The 16,433-nt window shown below is 27.4% G+C and carries 11 protein-coding genes; all 11 read right to left on the minus strand.

Annotated elements, in window-relative coordinates:
- Positions 1 to 7: 7 nt before the first annotated feature.
- Positions 8 to 820 carry a hypothetical protein gene (locus tag HF996_RS04185; protein WP_334199180.1) on the minus strand — a complete coding sequence of 271 codons (813 nt, stop codon included), beginning with the start codon at positions 818 to 820 and terminating at the stop codon, positions 8 to 10.
- Positions 820 to 2,343, minus strand: coding sequence for an MSC_0619 family F1-like ATPase alpha subunit (locus HF996_RS03715; protein WP_168910687.1), 1,524 nt, complete (start codon positions 2,341 to 2,343; stop codon positions 820 to 822). Before HF996_RS03715 ends, HF996_RS04185 begins: the two co-directional genes overlap by 1 nt.
- A 1-nt stretch (position 2,344) precedes the next feature.
- Positions 2,345 to 4,705, minus strand: coding sequence for an MSC_0620 family F1-like ATPase-associated subunit (locus HF996_RS03720; protein WP_168910688.1), 2,361 nt, complete (start codon positions 4,703 to 4,705; stop codon positions 2,345 to 2,347).
- Positions 4,698 to 5,162 carry an MSC_0621 family F1-like ATPase epsilon subunit gene (locus HF996_RS03725; RefSeq protein ID WP_168910689.1) on the minus strand — a complete coding sequence of 155 codons (465 nt, stop codon included), beginning with the start codon at positions 5,160 to 5,162 and terminating at the stop codon, positions 4,698 to 4,700. The genes HF996_RS03720 and HF996_RS03725 overlap by 8 nt, the downstream gene beginning before the upstream one ends.
- Complete coding sequence (locus HF996_RS03730; protein WP_168910690.1) at positions 5,162 to 6,073, minus strand: MSC_0622 family F1-like ATPase gamma subunit; 912 nt, start codon at positions 6,071 to 6,073, stop codon at positions 5,162 to 5,164. The genes HF996_RS03725 and HF996_RS03730 overlap by 1 nt, the downstream gene beginning before the upstream one ends.
- A gap of 4 nt (positions 6,074 to 6,077) precedes the next feature.
- The gene (locus HF996_RS03735; protein ID WP_168910691.1) at positions 6,078 to 6,674 is read right to left on the minus strand and encodes an MSC_0623 family F1-like ATPase-associated protein; all 597 of its coding nucleotides are present in this window, start codon (positions 6,672 to 6,674) and stop codon (positions 6,078 to 6,080) included.
- Positions 6,667 to 8,187, minus strand: a complete 1,521-nt coding sequence (locus HF996_RS03740; protein ID WP_168910692.1) for an MSC_0624 family F1-like ATPase-associated membrane protein — start codon at positions 8,185 to 8,187, stop codon at positions 6,667 to 6,669. The genes HF996_RS03735 and HF996_RS03740 overlap by 8 nt, the downstream gene beginning before the upstream one ends.
- Before the next feature lie 20 nt (positions 8,188 to 8,207).
- Positions 8,208 to 10,733 carry an Ig-specific serine endopeptidase MIP gene (gene mip, locus HF996_RS03745; RefSeq protein WP_168910693.1) on the minus strand — a complete coding sequence of 842 codons (2,526 nt, stop codon included), beginning with the start codon at positions 10,731 to 10,733 and terminating at the stop codon, positions 8,208 to 8,210.
- 10 nt (positions 10,734 to 10,743) lie between these two features.
- Positions 10,744 to 13,332 (minus strand): putative immunoglobulin-blocking virulence protein, encoded by a 2,589-nt coding sequence (locus HF996_RS03750; RefSeq protein WP_168910694.1) that lies wholly within the window; start codon positions 13,330 to 13,332, stop codon positions 10,744 to 10,746.
- A gap of 183 nt (positions 13,333 to 13,515) precedes the next feature.
- Positions 13,516 to 14,910 carry an MSC_0618 family F1-like ATPase beta subunit gene (locus tag HF996_RS03755; protein WP_168910695.1) on the minus strand — a complete coding sequence of 465 codons (1,395 nt, stop codon included), beginning with the start codon at positions 14,908 to 14,910 and terminating at the stop codon, positions 13,516 to 13,518.
- Positions 14,910 to 16,433: an MSC_0619 family F1-like ATPase alpha subunit gene (locus tag HF996_RS03760; RefSeq protein WP_168910696.1), complete on the minus strand. Its 1,524-nt coding sequence runs from the start codon at positions 16,431 to 16,433 to the stop codon at positions 14,910 to 14,912. Before HF996_RS03760 ends, HF996_RS03755 begins: the two co-directional genes overlap by 1 nt.

Consider the following 16,433-nt stretch of genomic DNA (forward strand, 5'->3'; position numbering starts at 1 on the left):
TCGGAATCTAGTGTTGACTGATAACCTCCAACTGAAGGTTTTTACCTAGTGAAGCGGAAACCTCATTTTCGGCTTGAACAAAACGGTAAATGTTGTCAATAAAGAGTAAAACGTCTTCTTTTTCATAGTCTCTTAGATACTCAGCCGCTGTAACTCCGATTGGAACAATCGACATTCTAGCCCCTGGTGATTCGTTCATTTTTGAAATATACATTGCTGAATTTTTCATTAAGTTTGAAGACTCTAATTCATTAAATAATTCAATAGCTTCTCTTGAACGCTCTCCTGATCCAATAAAAATATTAGAAATTGATTTTTTGTCTTTGTTAACATTAAAAATTATTTCCTTCATTAAAACGGTTTTTCCAACACCGGCACCACCAAAAATACCAAGTTTAAATCCTTTAACAATAGGAATAAAAAAGTCAATTGCTTTAATTCCAGTTTGAATTATTTCAGTTTGCACACTAAAAAATCTTGATTTATTTATTGTTGAATTTACTTCAACATATAAAGGAAAACTTGCATTTCTGTTAGGTAATAAAGGCTTACCTTCAAAGCTATAGATGTTGTTTTTTGAGTTTTTACCAACTGGTACCATAAAGCTTCTTTTTGTGTTAGTAACAACATCATTTACCTTTATTTCTGAAGCTAAATAAATAATTATTGCTCTAATTGTTGTTTCATTTACAAGTCTTTTTACAAGTAAAAATGTTGTATTATTATGCAAAGTTAAGATTTGATTTAATGAAGGTAAATCAGCTTTATCAAATTTTACTTCAACTACATCAGTTCAAAATTTAGTTATCTTTCCAAGCATTATTTATCTCCTAATTTTTTAGCTATTTGTTCTAATTGTGTTTTATTTAAAGGCACAAATTCATGATTGATTTCAATTTTTCAGTTGTAGTTGAACAATTTTGAATACTCTAATAAAGCAAAACCAAAAAAGTCTTTTACAAGTTCATCATCGTATGGTTCGTTATTTAAAATTTGTGTAAAAGATTTTTTAGCATCATCGTTAATTTGGATAAAGGCGTCGATAAACTCCATAGCTTTTTGTTCTTCTTTAACGTGTCTTAAAATTCCTCACATAATTATTTTAGACATCAGCAACACAAAGCTTTGTGAATATAAAGAAAAACCTTTTTGATTGAACATTTTTTCAACCATTTTTCCTTTATATAACAAGCTAGATGTTTCTTTATTTAGTTCATAATCAAGCATTGCAAGCTTAAGATGTCTTTTGTATGATTTGTAGATTTTTCCAACTTCTGAAGCTACTTTTGTTATAGTTCTGCTTTGAACTTGTGAACCAGTTCTTGATACTGAAAAGTCAATGTCAATAGCAGGTAATTTCCCACTAGCAAATAAATCTGAACTTGTTACAATTTGACCATCAGTTATTGAAATAACATTTGAAGCTATTAAACCTGTAATATCTCCATCAACTGTTTTAATAATAGGTAAAGCTGTAATGGTTTTCTTGTTAACAAAGCTTCCTGCTCTTTCTAATAAAGAAGAATGGGCGAAAAACATATCCCCTGGCATTGCTTCTTTTCCTACTGGTTTGTCTGTTAATAAAGCAATTTCTCTAAAAATATTTGCGTGTTTAGTTAGATCATCAAAAATAATTAGAACATCGTGATTAAAAGAGAGATTTTCAGCATGCGCCATACCCACATAAGGAGCTAAATATTGTTGATATGCGCTTGTTGCAGGAGAGTCAATAATGATTGTGTTTGAAAAGGCTTGATGTTCTTTTAGTGTTTCATAAATTCAAGAAAGTTCTTCTTTTTTCTGTCCAATTGAAACATAAATACACTTAGTTCCTGTTTTTGCAGCGTTTATTATTGTGTTAATTGCAATATGAGTTTTACCTGTTTGGCGATCTCCAATAATTAACTCTCTTTGCCCTTTTCCGATAGGAATAAGAAGATCAATAGGAATAATTCCGGTATAAAGTTGAGTATTTAAAGTTTTAACAGTCATTAATTTATGTGCATCACCAAAAATTTTGGATCTTACTGTTCTGTCTTGAACAATTGTTTCTGCTCTTGGAAAAATTGCATTTCCTTCTATATTTATAATTTTTCCAAACATAGATAAAGAACTTCCAACATCACTTTTGATATCAAGTTCTTTTAGTTCGTCGTTGATTTTAAGTTTATTTAAATCTGTGCTATCAGCTAATAAAAATGCTTTATTTTCTGTAGCAGAAATTAAAATCATCTTGACATTTGGTTTGTCTACAACTGTAAAAAATTGTCTTTGTTTATAAGGATAAAATCCTGAAACTTCTATGATGTAATCAAATATTGCAGTAATTTTAGGGTTTGTCATTTTATATTAATCCTCCTGTGAATCCTAAAGCTATAAGTAAAACTCCTAGTGCTAAAATGGCTACTGAAAAAATTATAAGAATCACCATTGATTTAGAAATAGTTTTGTTTTTTGTAAATTTGTTAAAAAACTTGAAAAATGAAGCAAAACCAAGAGAAATAAAGCCAAGTAGCGACATTAAAATTCCTATTATGTACATTGAAGGAGATTTTGTTTTTTGTGCCTCTTTCATTATTTGGTAATAATCTTCAACTTGGGTTTTAAAATTTTTTGTGTCTTGATCTTCATCATTTATATTAGAAGATTCTTTATTTTCTGAAGGATTTTGATCAGTTTGATTTGTTTTTTCATCCGCTTGTAGTTGCGCTTCTGTAGAAGATGGTGTTGCATACTTAGAAGCGTTGCTATCGATTGTTGTTAGTTTTGTAAAAATATCATATTCTTTAGTAATTTTTTCTAATAAATTTGAAAAACCATTAAATCAATTGATATAGTTAAAAGTTTTTTGAGAAGCAAAATTATTAGCTATAAAAACGTCTTTTTGAATTTTAATAAATAAATTTTCTAATATAGAAATATTTTGGTGATAATAATAAAATTTTTTCTTTATATCTTCAAAACGTTCTTTAGATTTAGTAGCAAATTGTGTAAAAAGTAATTCATTATAGAAACCTAAAGATGTTTGGGAAGATTTATTTGCCAAAGTAAGCAACTGAAACAAATGAACAGGTGTTTGATTAGAATTTTTTAATTGGACTTGTTGATTCTTTAAAGCACTAATCAAATAATTTAAAAGTTGATTAACAGGTGTTTGTAAAGAAGAATCTGAATCGAAATCTGTGTTTTTATAATTTTCTAAAATTTGATTTTGTTTTTCCAAAAACTTAACTTCTTTATTATCTACCTCTAATGATGTGTTTTCTTTATTACTAATTTGTTCGTCATTAATTATTTTAGTTGCAATATCCAAAAGTACATATATAGAATTCTGAAATACTGGTGAATTTTTTAGTTTATCATAATCCATATTTTCACCAATACCTACTGAGTTATAAAACTTTTTAAATAATTGATTTGCAGATAAAACGTACTGTTCTAAAAGTTTTTGTGTGCTCTCAGTTTTGTTAGCTTGTTCATTATTGTTGGTAGATTTTGTATAGTTTCTAGTTATATTTGGATGTAAATTATCTTTTAATTGGACTGTAAAAACAAATTCACCTGTTGCTTGTCCACGTTCTAATTTAGTTACTATATATCTATGTCTTGTATTGATTGGATTATTAAAGAAAAAATATTTATCTGATACTTTTTCAATCTCAACACCTTCTCTATTTGCTTCATTTGTGAAGGATTTTTGTATATCTTCTAAAGGTAGACCAATAAATTGACTTTTAATTTCAGGCAATAAATCTGGCACTTTGGTTGATAATTCTAAAGGATTAACTGGAGTTGGTTTAGGAGGTAAACCTGGTTCACTTTCGCCATTAACGGGCGGAGCTATTGGGCCTAAAGAAGGAGGAGTATTTTCTTGTGGTGGTTGTTGTTCTTCTTCTTTTTGTTGGTTTTTATTTTGTTCTAGGTCAAATTTTGTATATCTTTTTTTAAGTATAGATTTTAAATAATCGTCTCAAGAAGTAAAATCTTTTGGTGGTTTTAGTGTAAATCCATTGTCTTGTGTAGATTGTAAAGTTTTTAAATCTTCTTTTGACATTGGAGGAATATCTTCATCAGAATCGTATAAAAATGAAGCAAATTTATTTAATAAATTATTTTTATAATCATCTACGTTTTGAGTAAATTCTTCTTTTGAAACTGTATTATCTTGTTGATTTTCTTCTATTTTAATGTCTTCTTTTTTATCAACTAAATTATCGTAGTTTGTCTCTGAGTTTGTTCCGAAAATGATGTTTGAAAAATCTTCTCCATCATAAGTTATGGTACCACGATTATTTTTTCTGTTTTTAGATAAAGCTTTTAAAAATACTGCATTGATTCCAAATTGTTCAGGATTACTAATTATTTGATCAGTGTTTGTTTGTAAAAAGTGAATAATTCTTGCAAAATAATGAAGTTTTCTAAATCTTTCTTCAAAAGAAATTGATTGATCTTGTGAGATTTTGTTGATTTCAGAGTTTAATTTATCTACAGTTGACGAAATAGCTGCTCTAAGTGCTTGTTTAAATTCAGTAGAAGCTATATTATCGAAAGTATCAAAAACAGGTGAAACAACCTTAGGTGGCTGTGGTTGTGGAGCAGGAGGAGTACTAGGTTCTGGATCAGCACTTAAAATTGTTAAAGTTGGGGTTATGCTTATCAAAGATAAACTAAAAATTGATAAAGTTTTTTTTATTTTTTTATTCACTCTGCATCTCCTTCAAATTTAATAAATCACTTAATGAGTAAACGTATAATTGATCTTTGAAATTTTCTAATTTAATATAATCATTTATTTCAACACCTATTTTTTGCATAGATTCAAGATAAAGAATTTCTTTTTTTAGTTCTTTAATTTGGTTTTTGTAATTGAGTTTTTTATTAGAAGAATTTTGAAACACTCTTTTTTCATTTAAAGAATTAATAACTACTTCTTTTTCCTTTATCAAAATGCTACTATTCTTCAAAAAGAAGTATTTTATAGAATTATCAACTAAATCATTTACTTTTATTAATATCCTTTTATATGCACCGATTGTATGTAAACTAACTTGAAATCAGTCATCAGATTCGTCTATATTAATAAAAATTTTTGCCTTTCGAGTTTCAAAACTTTGATGATTTAAAAATTGAATTTCAAGACCAAAGTCTTCATTTTTCTTCATTATTGCTCTCCTTTTTCGAACACGCTATGAGTAAAATTATTTTTTGTCAATAAAACTATTTCTTCAATTTCATTTTCTCTTTTAAGTTTAATTATTTTTTTAGAAATCTTTGTTATGGATTCATCTAAATCTTTAATTATTTTATTTACTTTTACTAAACTATTTTTAGACGCATAAAAAGAAGATTCATGAATTAAAGATTGAACACAATTTTGTAAATAAATTTCAATCTGTGCTTCTATAAAAGAGTCAATATCTGGAATAATAGAATATTTTTCTAGTTGAGGTAAAGGAGTTTTTTGTTCGTAATTTAATAGTTTATCAATATCAAAATTTTCAATAGGTAAAATTGTAAAAATATCGTTTGTGTTTTTATTAGAATTAATAACAAAACGTACTTGCTTATAGTTTTCTTTGATGTATAAAAGCTTCACAATTGAAGCTAAATGGGTAGAAAAATTAGGTTGGGAAATATCAAAATGCTTGATTACAAATAAATTATTTTTGTTACAAAAAAGATTTGCTTTGTCACCTATAGTTATAAAATCAATTTGAGTTTTCTTGGAATTTTTTAATATTATTTCTTCGTATCTAGAATAACTATCTGTTGTATATTTTTGTTCTTCTTTTAAATAAATTCAAAGTTCTTTGTTGGGAATTAGTTTTTGTTCAATTTTGTTTAAAAATTTGTTTTTAAATAAAACTGATTTTGTTACAAATTCGTTTTGAATATTAAACTTTTTAGTTAAATTTATTATTGCAAACTTATTTAAAAGAACATTATCCAAATAAAAATTCAAAATATTACTTAATTTGATAATAGAAATAAGTAAAATATTTTTTTCACTATTTACTTTTAGATGGATTTTCTTTAGATTATCTCTTTTTTGTATAACTTTTTTTAAGTGCATATTTTTACCTTTTTAATATTGAAATAAAGTCTTTACTAAAAAGAGTTCTTAAAGTACTTGTATTTGAACTAGAAGATCTAAAAATTAATAAGCCTGGTAAAAGTTCTAAAATTTTATTTTCTAATAAATATTGATTAACTTGATTATTTAAAAAAGTATAAAATCTTTGTTCTACTAAATTTGTCGAAGTTACAAAATTTTCTACTAAATTATTAGAATTTCCTTTATGAATTAATATAGGAACTAATAAATTTTGTGAGTATTTTAGATCTAAATTAAATGAAATTGCAAAATTAGCGAAATCAAGATTTGTCTTCTTTTTTAAAGCATTTTGATATTTTTTTTCAAAGTTTTTATAAACTTCTGAAGAAAAACCTGCACTAATTTTTAATAACACAGAAGAATACAATTGATTAAAAGAAATAAAGTTATTATCTTCTCTTTTTAGTTGGTATTCTTTGTATAAATCAAATACTTCTATTTTTGTTTTATCATCAAAAACTAGAAATTCTTTTTCTTCAATTTTTGTTAATTTTGGTTGTTCTTTTTTCTTTGTAAAACTAAGAAAAGAAGAGAAATATTCCTTTATATTTTTATTCATGTTCTGCTCCTTTATTTATATTTTTCTTGGTAATGCTTATTTTAAATAATGCTCTTACAATATCTACAATTGAGTAAATTAATAGGGCTAAAAACAAACTAATTTCAGTTATAGAAATGATTTCTACAACTGTTAAACTATTTTTTGTACTTAATACAACTGTAGAAAAATTATTGGCTGAAGTTAATAGAATTTCTCAACCTTGAAATGTTATTAATAAAAGAGCTAAAAGTAAATGAGTTGATAAAAACAACATAGAAGTTAAAAAAGTTCTTTTGTTTTTGAAAAGGAAAACTGTAGTAATAATTCAAGAAAATATAAAACTTATAAAGAAAATTATTCTTGTACTTAAAATATTTAAAACCGTAATGGATGAAAATAAGAAAATGGAAAATATAAGTATTTGAAAGATTACAAAAAGTAGTAAATTATAATTTTTTCCTTGTAATTTAATTTTTGGATATAAATTTAAAAATAAATACAAAGCCAAAATTATAGTTAAGAAAATTATAAAAGTAATTAAAGTACCATAATTTATAGTATTAATATCTAATGCACTGTAGTTTCCGAATTGAATTAGAATAATAAAGTATCACAATAATACACTTGCTAGTAAAGTAAAAAGTAATTGAATCTGATTTTTAAAATATGTAAAGTTGTATTCACCTGAAAATATAAAGAAAATTTTTATTAAATTAGAACCAAAAAATAAAATTGTAATAAGTAATATGGAAAAAATAATTACAAAAATATTTGCTGTGTTATCACCTAAAAATAGGTTTTTAACATATGAATAGACTTCATTTTCTGAAGCAACATAAACTTCAAAACCTTGCTGACTTGTTTTTGTTTTAGTTATAAAATAAGTGAAAATTATAAACAAAATTAGGAATATAAATTGTGAAACAATATTAATAATTAAAACACTTATTTTGTTAAATCTTAAGGTTTCTGTTTTTCTTTTAAAGTAAAATAAAAACAAATGATATGATGAATTTATTATAAATAAAGGTACTAACAATAAAGAAATAAAAAATATTGAAGAAGAATTATTAATTTCAAGATTGTTGTTTTTTAGTATATCTGAATAAACAGGATTATAGAAAATTAACAAAAAGAAACTTATTAAACTAATACATATGTATAAACCAAAAAATAACGAGTATTTTTTAATTAATTCTCTTTGGAAAAATATATTGAAAAAATTCTTAACCAAAGGAAATAAAATACAAAATCCTAATATCAAAAACCTTCAAATATTAAGAAAATTTAGAGAAACGTTTATTTCGGTGTCATAAAGTCAAACACTGGATAAATAATCTTTGCTTACTCCAAAAAAAGTTTGTGGAGATAACAACAACGAAGTAAAAACAAGTATAAATATTAAAATTAAACTTGTAAATTTAAAAATTAAATTTATCTTGCTATCTCTGTTTTTAACAATTTCAATATCATCATAAAGTTTTTTATCGTTTATGTTCGACTGAGACTTATTCTTGTGAATGCTTATCATTTTTTCTTCCTTTTAGAAGGTTATTTAGCTTTTGTTGGTACTGTATTTGTAAATTTAAAATCTTGTGGAACATCTTTTACTCCATTTGGAAATAAAGCAGTTTTAAAACTATCTCCGTAAAGAGTTTTTAAAGCTTCTCTATATGATGTTTTTTGGTCAGCACCACCACCGTAGATTAAATCATATTGAGGTGAATTGTATTTTCCATATAGACCTTTGTAATCAAATCCTTCGGATCTAAAAGCTGCAACCAATCCTGTTTTAGCAGTTTCATTAGCTGAGAAGAAAACTCCAATCAATTCATTGTTTTGATTTCTAACAGATGAACCAGAAGCTCCTCCAACTGGTGCGTAATGACGAGGAATGTATTCTAATCCTGTAGCTATATATTTTTTAGTATTATCATCTTCAACTGTAGACTCTTTTTCTACTTCTTTTTTTGATCCGTCTGCTTGTTGTTCTTCAATTTTAAATTTAACTTGTTTTGAAACGGTAGGATTTGACATTATTGTAGAAGTATGAAGAGATTTTCCTATTTTAGGTGCAGCAATAAAAGCGTCGGTGAGTCCTGGTTTATCACCAAAACTTCTATACCCGATGTTTAAAGATAAATAATTTCCTCTGTTTGCTCTTTCATTGTTTGAGTTGGGATTACCTTCATCATTAGATAAAGAATTATAAAAACTAGCATCTGAGTTCATTCAAAGAGAATATCCAAGTTTTTTGTTATCAAAATCATCTTGATCTTCATATTGTTTTAAGAAAAAGTCACCAGTAGATTGTGGATAACCAACAATAAATATTTGATCTGAAGGAGTTTGTTTTGTATCTGCACTTGAAAGTTTGGCATCTATTTTAGAATAATCAGTTAAATAGGATTTTTTTAGGAACTTGATGTGTTGTTCTTGTTTATGATAATAATCATTTGTTAGTGTTTTAATGAATTCATTTAAATTGTTGAATTTTTCAGGAACTTTGAATTTTGTAAAATCAATTTCTAAAACCGCAAAATCTAAATACTCTTCTGTGTCTTTATAAAGAGGATTGTTTTTATCTTTATCTACTAAATAATCTGTAGGTTTTGTTTTTAAAAAATCTGTTGCTCTATAGACAATTCTAATACCTGGAATTCCGTAATTATCAGGTGAAATATAATCTGCTTTTTGAGTATTATTTTGTACTTCATCTGGGTTTTTTAAATCATTTTTTGTAAATGAAAATGTTAAGTACTGAGAATCTGGTCTATCAGCACGAAATGTTGTTCTTAATTTAGTTCTTATCCCAATTTCAGGTTTTAAAACTGTAAGAGAAACTTGAGTAGCGTTATGTTTATATTCTTCTACAACGTGATTGTTAGTACCAAAATATCATTTAGTTGGTTGTTGATTTCGATCTGAAGGTTGTTCATAATCTAAAATTCACATTGTACCTCTAGCTGTAGATTCAGTAGGTTTATAATCTTTGTTGTTTTTGTTTTCTAGATTTTGAAAATATGCTCGTTGTTCTTCTGGTGAATTTAGTTCTTCAAATTTAGCTGGGCGTCCAAATTTTACTGAATAAGTTTGTAAAGCGATGTCTTTATATTTTTGGTTCGGAATATACCTAGCTAATCCATTTACTTGATTTTCATTTCTACTAATAACATCTCATCAAGCAGGACCTTTTGGAATTTCTGCTGGATCATAGAGTTTAAGTCCTTTTACTTGTCCACCTTCATAAACAGGCATAGTAAAACCTTTAATTAAAGCATCATCATATGTATCTAATTTTAGTTGTTTAGCAGTTTGATTATACTTTTCTTTATCTGAATCTGTTCTTGTAATATCACTTCTTCAAGAAGCTAAATCAAAAGGATTTTTCTTCTCTATAGAAGCTAATTGAGGTTTAAGTAAGTTTAAATATTTTTCTGAGTCTGCTTCAAATCTACCATAGTTATCTTTTGAATAATAAGTACTTTGATCAGGCATTAATTTCTCAGCTCAACCTAAGTTAATTACGCTATCTCTATAAGGTCTAAAACCTGAGATTTCAACATCTCTTTCTACAGAATTTGAAGGATTTTCTTTTTCACTTATTTTAATTGTTAAAATTATTTTTCCTTGTTCTGCAGAAACGCTTGGATTATTATCAATGTATTTTTTATTTATTACTTCTATATTTACTGCAGAATCATCTTGTTGATTTTGAGGTTTAACTATAATTTGAGAAAAATCTTCCCCAATATCGTTAGTTGTGAACCTAGAATAGTCACTATTTCCATTTAGTTCTGCCAAGGAAACAGGAACTTGTTTTAATTTATCTGCAGTAATAAGTAATTTTTGATTTTGAGGACCAAAAAATGTTGCTGGAGGTTGCGTTGTATTATCAGAAGCTCCTGCGCCTGCTCCAGGTTTTGTTGGATCTGAAGGTGATTTTGGATCTTTAGTTGGAGGTTTTGGTTTATCCTCAGTTTGTGTACATGATATTAAAATTGTAGGTAAAATAAATATAGTTGAAGAAGCTAATGTTTTTAGTAAAAAAAATGTATTTTTTCTTGATTTTTTCATATTTTTTTCCTTATTCATATGTAATTCCTGTATCTACTTGAACATTAAATCCTAAATTTCTTAATGATTGTTGAAGTTGAGTATCTGATGAGTTAACCAAGATTTTTTGACCTGGTTGAAACAACCTACTATCTCCAATTTTTTGTTTTGCATATTTTAATAAAATATTTAAATTATTAGCTCCTGTAGAATTTAGAGCTTGCACTTTGCTATTTGCAACCACTTTAATATTTCTAGTTGCTGAATCATTTGCAAAAAAGATTTTTGGTTTTGGTTGAGCAAAAGGATTAGAAGTATCTAACACATCAAAATGTGCTTCATTTAATTCTTCTGCTGTGATTTCGAAAGTATTTGAATTGTTGTAAAGTCCTATTCTATTTAAACGTCTTGGCTTGGAATTTGAAGGTTTTTTCTCATCATAGAAAATTAAACCTCTTAAGGATTTAGTTTTTGTAACTCTAGTTAAATCAAGACCAGTTGGATATGAATTTTCTGATTCTTTAGTATCTGGATTTAAACCTGGTCCCATATGACCTTGAAAGACTTTTTCATTATTTCTTGTTCAATAAGCCATACGTAAACCGTCATTAATTCTTTTGTAATTCCCATCACCTTTATAATCTGAATCATCAAAAGCTAAAGAATTAAAAGATACTATAGTAGCAACTTTTGCACCTTTAGCATAATCAGAGCTTACGTTGTAGTCGTTAGTATTATATCAAGCAACATTTTTTAAAGCTCAAGGATTAATTGATCAATCTTCAGCCAAAGAATTACCTTGTGTATAAATAGAAAGTTCATCAATTTCTTTATCTTCTAAAGCAGATAAGAAGGAAGTGTTGTGGTTAGTTCCTTCAATAAAGAGTTCTAGTTGTGGAAGTTTGTTAGGTAAAGCTAACAAAATATCTTTAAATTTTTGATTTCCATCTGTAGCTCCCATATTTAAAAATCTATATGAAGTAATTTCTTTTTTATCTCTAATAAGATCTTCAATGAACTTTTTAGTTTTTGAATATCCAGTATTATTTTTCATATCTATAGTAACAACAATTCCTTCATTTCTAACAGTTTCGTCGTTATTACCAAGATCTTTTCTTAGTTTTGCTACTGTAATTCCATTAGTTTTTGAAGCTCCATATTGAGAGTATTGAGTAGTAATATCTGTTTTTGTTCAACCAGGGTATTTACCACTTAGAATATCACCACCAGGTCTTCAGTAATATGAGTTATATCCAAAAGCTCTTTTTTTCAAGTTATCTCTTGTATATAAAGCTGTAGTTTTGTTTGTAATTGGAGATCAAGAATGAGATTCTAAAGTTCCATCGGCTCTAAGTTGAATATTAGCATTATCGGGTTCAATGGTTAGACCTTTTTCTAAATACTTTTGTGTTTCTTCATCAACTTTGGAGAATTTGGAATAATCAATGTAATAAATTAATTTAGCATACTTAACGTTTTTAGCATCTTCTATGTGTTGTTTTGCTTCTATTCTTTTATCTTCTGCTGCATTATAAAGTTTTTGTCATTCTTGAAGTTTTGCTTTGTTAACATCTGAAAATACCTCGCGACCTCTTGCATCAAAACCTTCTGCTTTTGGTCTTTGAGCTAATAATTGTTTACTTATTTTTTCTGCCTGTTTTAGTTCTTCTTGTGCTTTTTTTAAATCAGATTCATATTTAGCTTTAATGCTTGGATATAAATTCTGTCCTTCTGGTTTTAAAAAAGGAACAACTGCATCTCCGTTATCAAAAAGTTCTCTTCACTTGAAAAATGCATTTTTATAGTAATTTTCTCAGTTTTGTTTTACTATTGCGGCAACTGCGACATCACCTTGTTTGATATCGCTTTCGTAAATGTTAAAAGCACCACCTTGGAAAGAATTTCTTAAAGCAGTTCGTGTATTTTCTACGTTTTTTCTTTTAATATCATCTGTTACTTGAATTTGTTTAATTTCATCAATAATTTCTGATCGATAAGGTACTCTATTTGCTAAATGATTTTCTTTATCATATGCATCATAGTCTCTGACTGGAGCTTTTGTTACTAGAGCAGTAATGTCAATACCGTGTCAAGTATATTGTTTTACTGCTTCATTTTCTTGAGGAACAAAAGGTTTAGGAGGGGTAGGTTTTACTTCTGGTTGTGGAACCGGTTTTACTTCTGGCTGTTGCTGTTCAATAATTACTGGTGCTTCAATTTGTTCTTCAATTGGTTTTTCTGGTTCAACAATTTTGTCGATAGGCTTTGGCACTATGACTTCTGGTAGCTTGTCAATAGGTTTAGGTTGTTCAATTTTTTGAGCTTCAACAATCGGAGGTTTTGGTTTTGGTAAAACTACAGTCTCCACTGGTTTTTGTATTTGTTCTTTTAAATTTTTATCCTCTAAAGATTGATAAGGATCTTCTAAATTAGGGTTTTTTATCGGAGTTAAACTATTATTAGTAGGTCTAGGAGTTGGTTCATATATATAAAATAATGAACCTGTTTCTGTTCCTTGTGTCACTGCATAAGACACCACACCTACAGAAATAGAAGCTGTGGCGAATACTAAAAATGAAGAAAATATTTTTTTATTTTTTGGTTTTAAAATTAATTTCATAAACACTCCCTTTATACTTTAATTTTACTTTTTTTTATTGATCTTATTTAATCTTATGGTGAATTTATAAGAACGTTTTTTTTGAAATTGAAGGAAAAAATTGTATTTTTTAACCAAACTATTCATTTTCTCTAGCTTTAGTTTATTTGTTCATTTAATAAGCCTAAAAACAGTGGACTGCTTCTACTCTTTTTTATTTAACCCTAATTCTGCGTCGGTAGGAATTTTTAAATTAGAACCAACATAAGAGAAAATTTCAGGACTCTGATTTATATACTCACCGTTAATGATTCTGATTACCGAATCTACTGTTTCTTCTAAAGGAACAAAAACTCCTTTTTCCTTTGTAAAGTGTTCAGTCATGAAGAAGTTTTGTGAGAAAAAGTTTTCAAGTTGTAAAGCTTTTTTAACAATAATTTTGCTTTCTTTATCAAGCTCATCAAATCCTAAAATTAGAATAACGTCTTCTAATTCCTTGTATTTTGCAAGGATTTTTTTAGCTTCAATTATTGCTTTAAAATGTTTTTTACCAATAATTTTTTCATTTACTGAATTTGAAGAAGAAGCTAGAGGATCGAAAGCAGGAAAGATATTTTTAGAACTTTGCTCTCTTGATAAAACTAATTTACCATCTAGGTGATTAAAGACCGCAACTGCTGATGGATCTGATAAATCATCCATTGGTAAGAAAATTGTTTGAAAAGAAGTAATTGCACCGTTTTGATTTTTAAAAAGTCTTTCTTGAACTGAAGCAACATCGGAATCTAGTGTTGACTGATAACCTCCAACTGAAGGTTTTTTACCTAGTGAAGCGGAAACCTCATTTTCAGCTTGAACAAAACGGTAAATGTTGTCGATAAAGAGTAAAACATCTTCTTTTTCATAGTCTCTTAGATACTCAGCCGCTGTAACTCCGATTGGAACTATCGACATTCTAGCTCCTGGTGATTCGTTCATTTTTGAAATATACATTGCTGAATTTTTCATTAAGTTTGAAGATTCTAATTCATTAAATAATTCAATAGCTTCTCTTGAACGCTCTCCTGATCCAATAAAAATATTAGAAATAGATTTTTTGTCTTTGTTAACATTAAAAATTATTTCCTTCATTAGAACAGTTTTTCCAACTCCGGCACCACCAAAAATACCAAGTTTAAAACCTTTAACAATAGGAATAAAAAAGTCGATGGCTTTAATTCCAGTTTGAATTATTTCAGTTTGTACACTAAAAAATCTTGATTTATTTATTGTTGAATTTACTTCTACATATAAAGGAAAACTTGCATTTCTGTTAGGCAATAAAGGTTTGCCTTCAAAGCTGTAGATGTTGTTTTTTGAGTTTTTACCAACTGGTACCATAAAGCTTCTTTTTGTATTAGTAACAACATCATTTACCTTTATTTCTGAAGCTAAATAAATAATTATTGCTCTAATCGTTGTTTCATTTACAAGTCTTTTTACAAGTAAAAATGTTGTATTATTATGCAAAGTTAAGATTTGATTTAATGAAGGTAAATCAGCTTTATCAAATTTTACTTCAACTACATCAGTTCAAAATTTAGTTATCTTTCCTAACATTATTTATCTCCTAATTTTTTAGCTATTTGTTCTAATTGTGTTTTATTTAAAGGCACAAATTCGTGATTGATTTCAATTTTTCAGTTGTAGTTGAACAGTTTTGAATACTCTAATAAAGCAAAACCAAAAAAGTCTTTTACAAGTTCATCGTCGTATGGCTCATTATTTAAAATTTGTGTAAAAGATTTTTTAGCATCATCGTTAATTTGGATAAAGGCGTCGATAAATTCCATAGCTTTTTGTTCTTCTTTAACGTGTCTTAAAATTCCTCACATAATTATTTTAGACATTAACAACACAAAGCTTTGTGAATATAAAGAAAATCCTTTTTGATTGAACATTTTTTCAACCATTTTTCCTTTATATAACAAGCTAGATGTTTCTTTATTTAGTTCATAATCAAGCATTGCGAGCTTAAGATGTCTTTTGTAAGATTTGTAGATTTTTCCAACTTCTGAAGCTACTTTTGTTATAGTTCTGCTTTGAACTTGCGAACCAGTTCTAGATACTGAAAAGTCAATGTCAATAGCAGGTAATTTCCCGCTAGCGAATAAATCAGAGCTTGTTACGATTTGACCATCAGTTATTGAAATAACATTTGAAGCAATTAGACCTGTAATGTCTCCATCGACTGTTTTAATAATAGGTAAAGCTGTAATGGTTTTCTTGTTTACAAAGCTTCCTGCTCTTTCTAATAAAGAAGAATGGGCAAAAAACATATCTCCTGGCATTGCTTCTTTTCCTACAGGTTTGTCTGTTAATAAAGCAATTTCTCTAAAAATATTTGCGTGTTTACTTAAATCATCAAAAATAATTAGAACATCGTGATTATAAGAAAGATTTTCAGCGTGAGCCATACCCACATAAGGAGCTAAATATTGTTGATATGCGCTTGTTGCAGGAGAGTCAATAATGATTGTGTTTGAAAGGGCTTGATGTTCTTTTAGTGTTTCATAAATTCAAGAAAGTTCTTCTTTTTTCTGTCCAATTGAAACATAAATACACTTAGTTCCTGTTTTTGCAGCGTTTATTATTGTGTTAATTGCAATATGAGTTTTACCTGTTTGGCGATCTCCAATAATCAACTCTCTTTGTCCTTTTCCGATAGGAATAAGAAGGTCAATAGGAATAATTCCGGTATAAAGTTGAGTATTTAAAGTTTTAACGGTCATTAACTTATGTGCATCACCAAAAATTTTGGATCTAACTGTTCTATCTTGAACAATGGTTTCTGCTCTTGGAAAAATTGCATTACCTTCTATATTTATAATTTTTCCAAACATAGATAAAGAACTTCCAACATCACTTTTGATATCTAATTCTTTTAGTTCGTCGTTGATTTTAAGTTTATTTAAATCAGTGCTATCAGCTAATAAAAATGCTTTATTTTCTGTAGCAGAAATTAAAATCATCTTGACATTTGGTTTGTTTACAACTGTAAAAAATTGTCTTTGTTTATAAGGATAAAATCCTGAAACTTCTATGATGTAATCAAATATTGCAGTAATTTTAGGGTTTGTCAT

It is taken from the genome of Mycoplasma sp. 1654_15 (assembly GCF_012516495.1).
Classification (GTDB): domain Bacteria; phylum Bacillota_I; class Bacilli_A; order Mycoplasmatales; family Metamycoplasmataceae; genus Mesomycoplasma.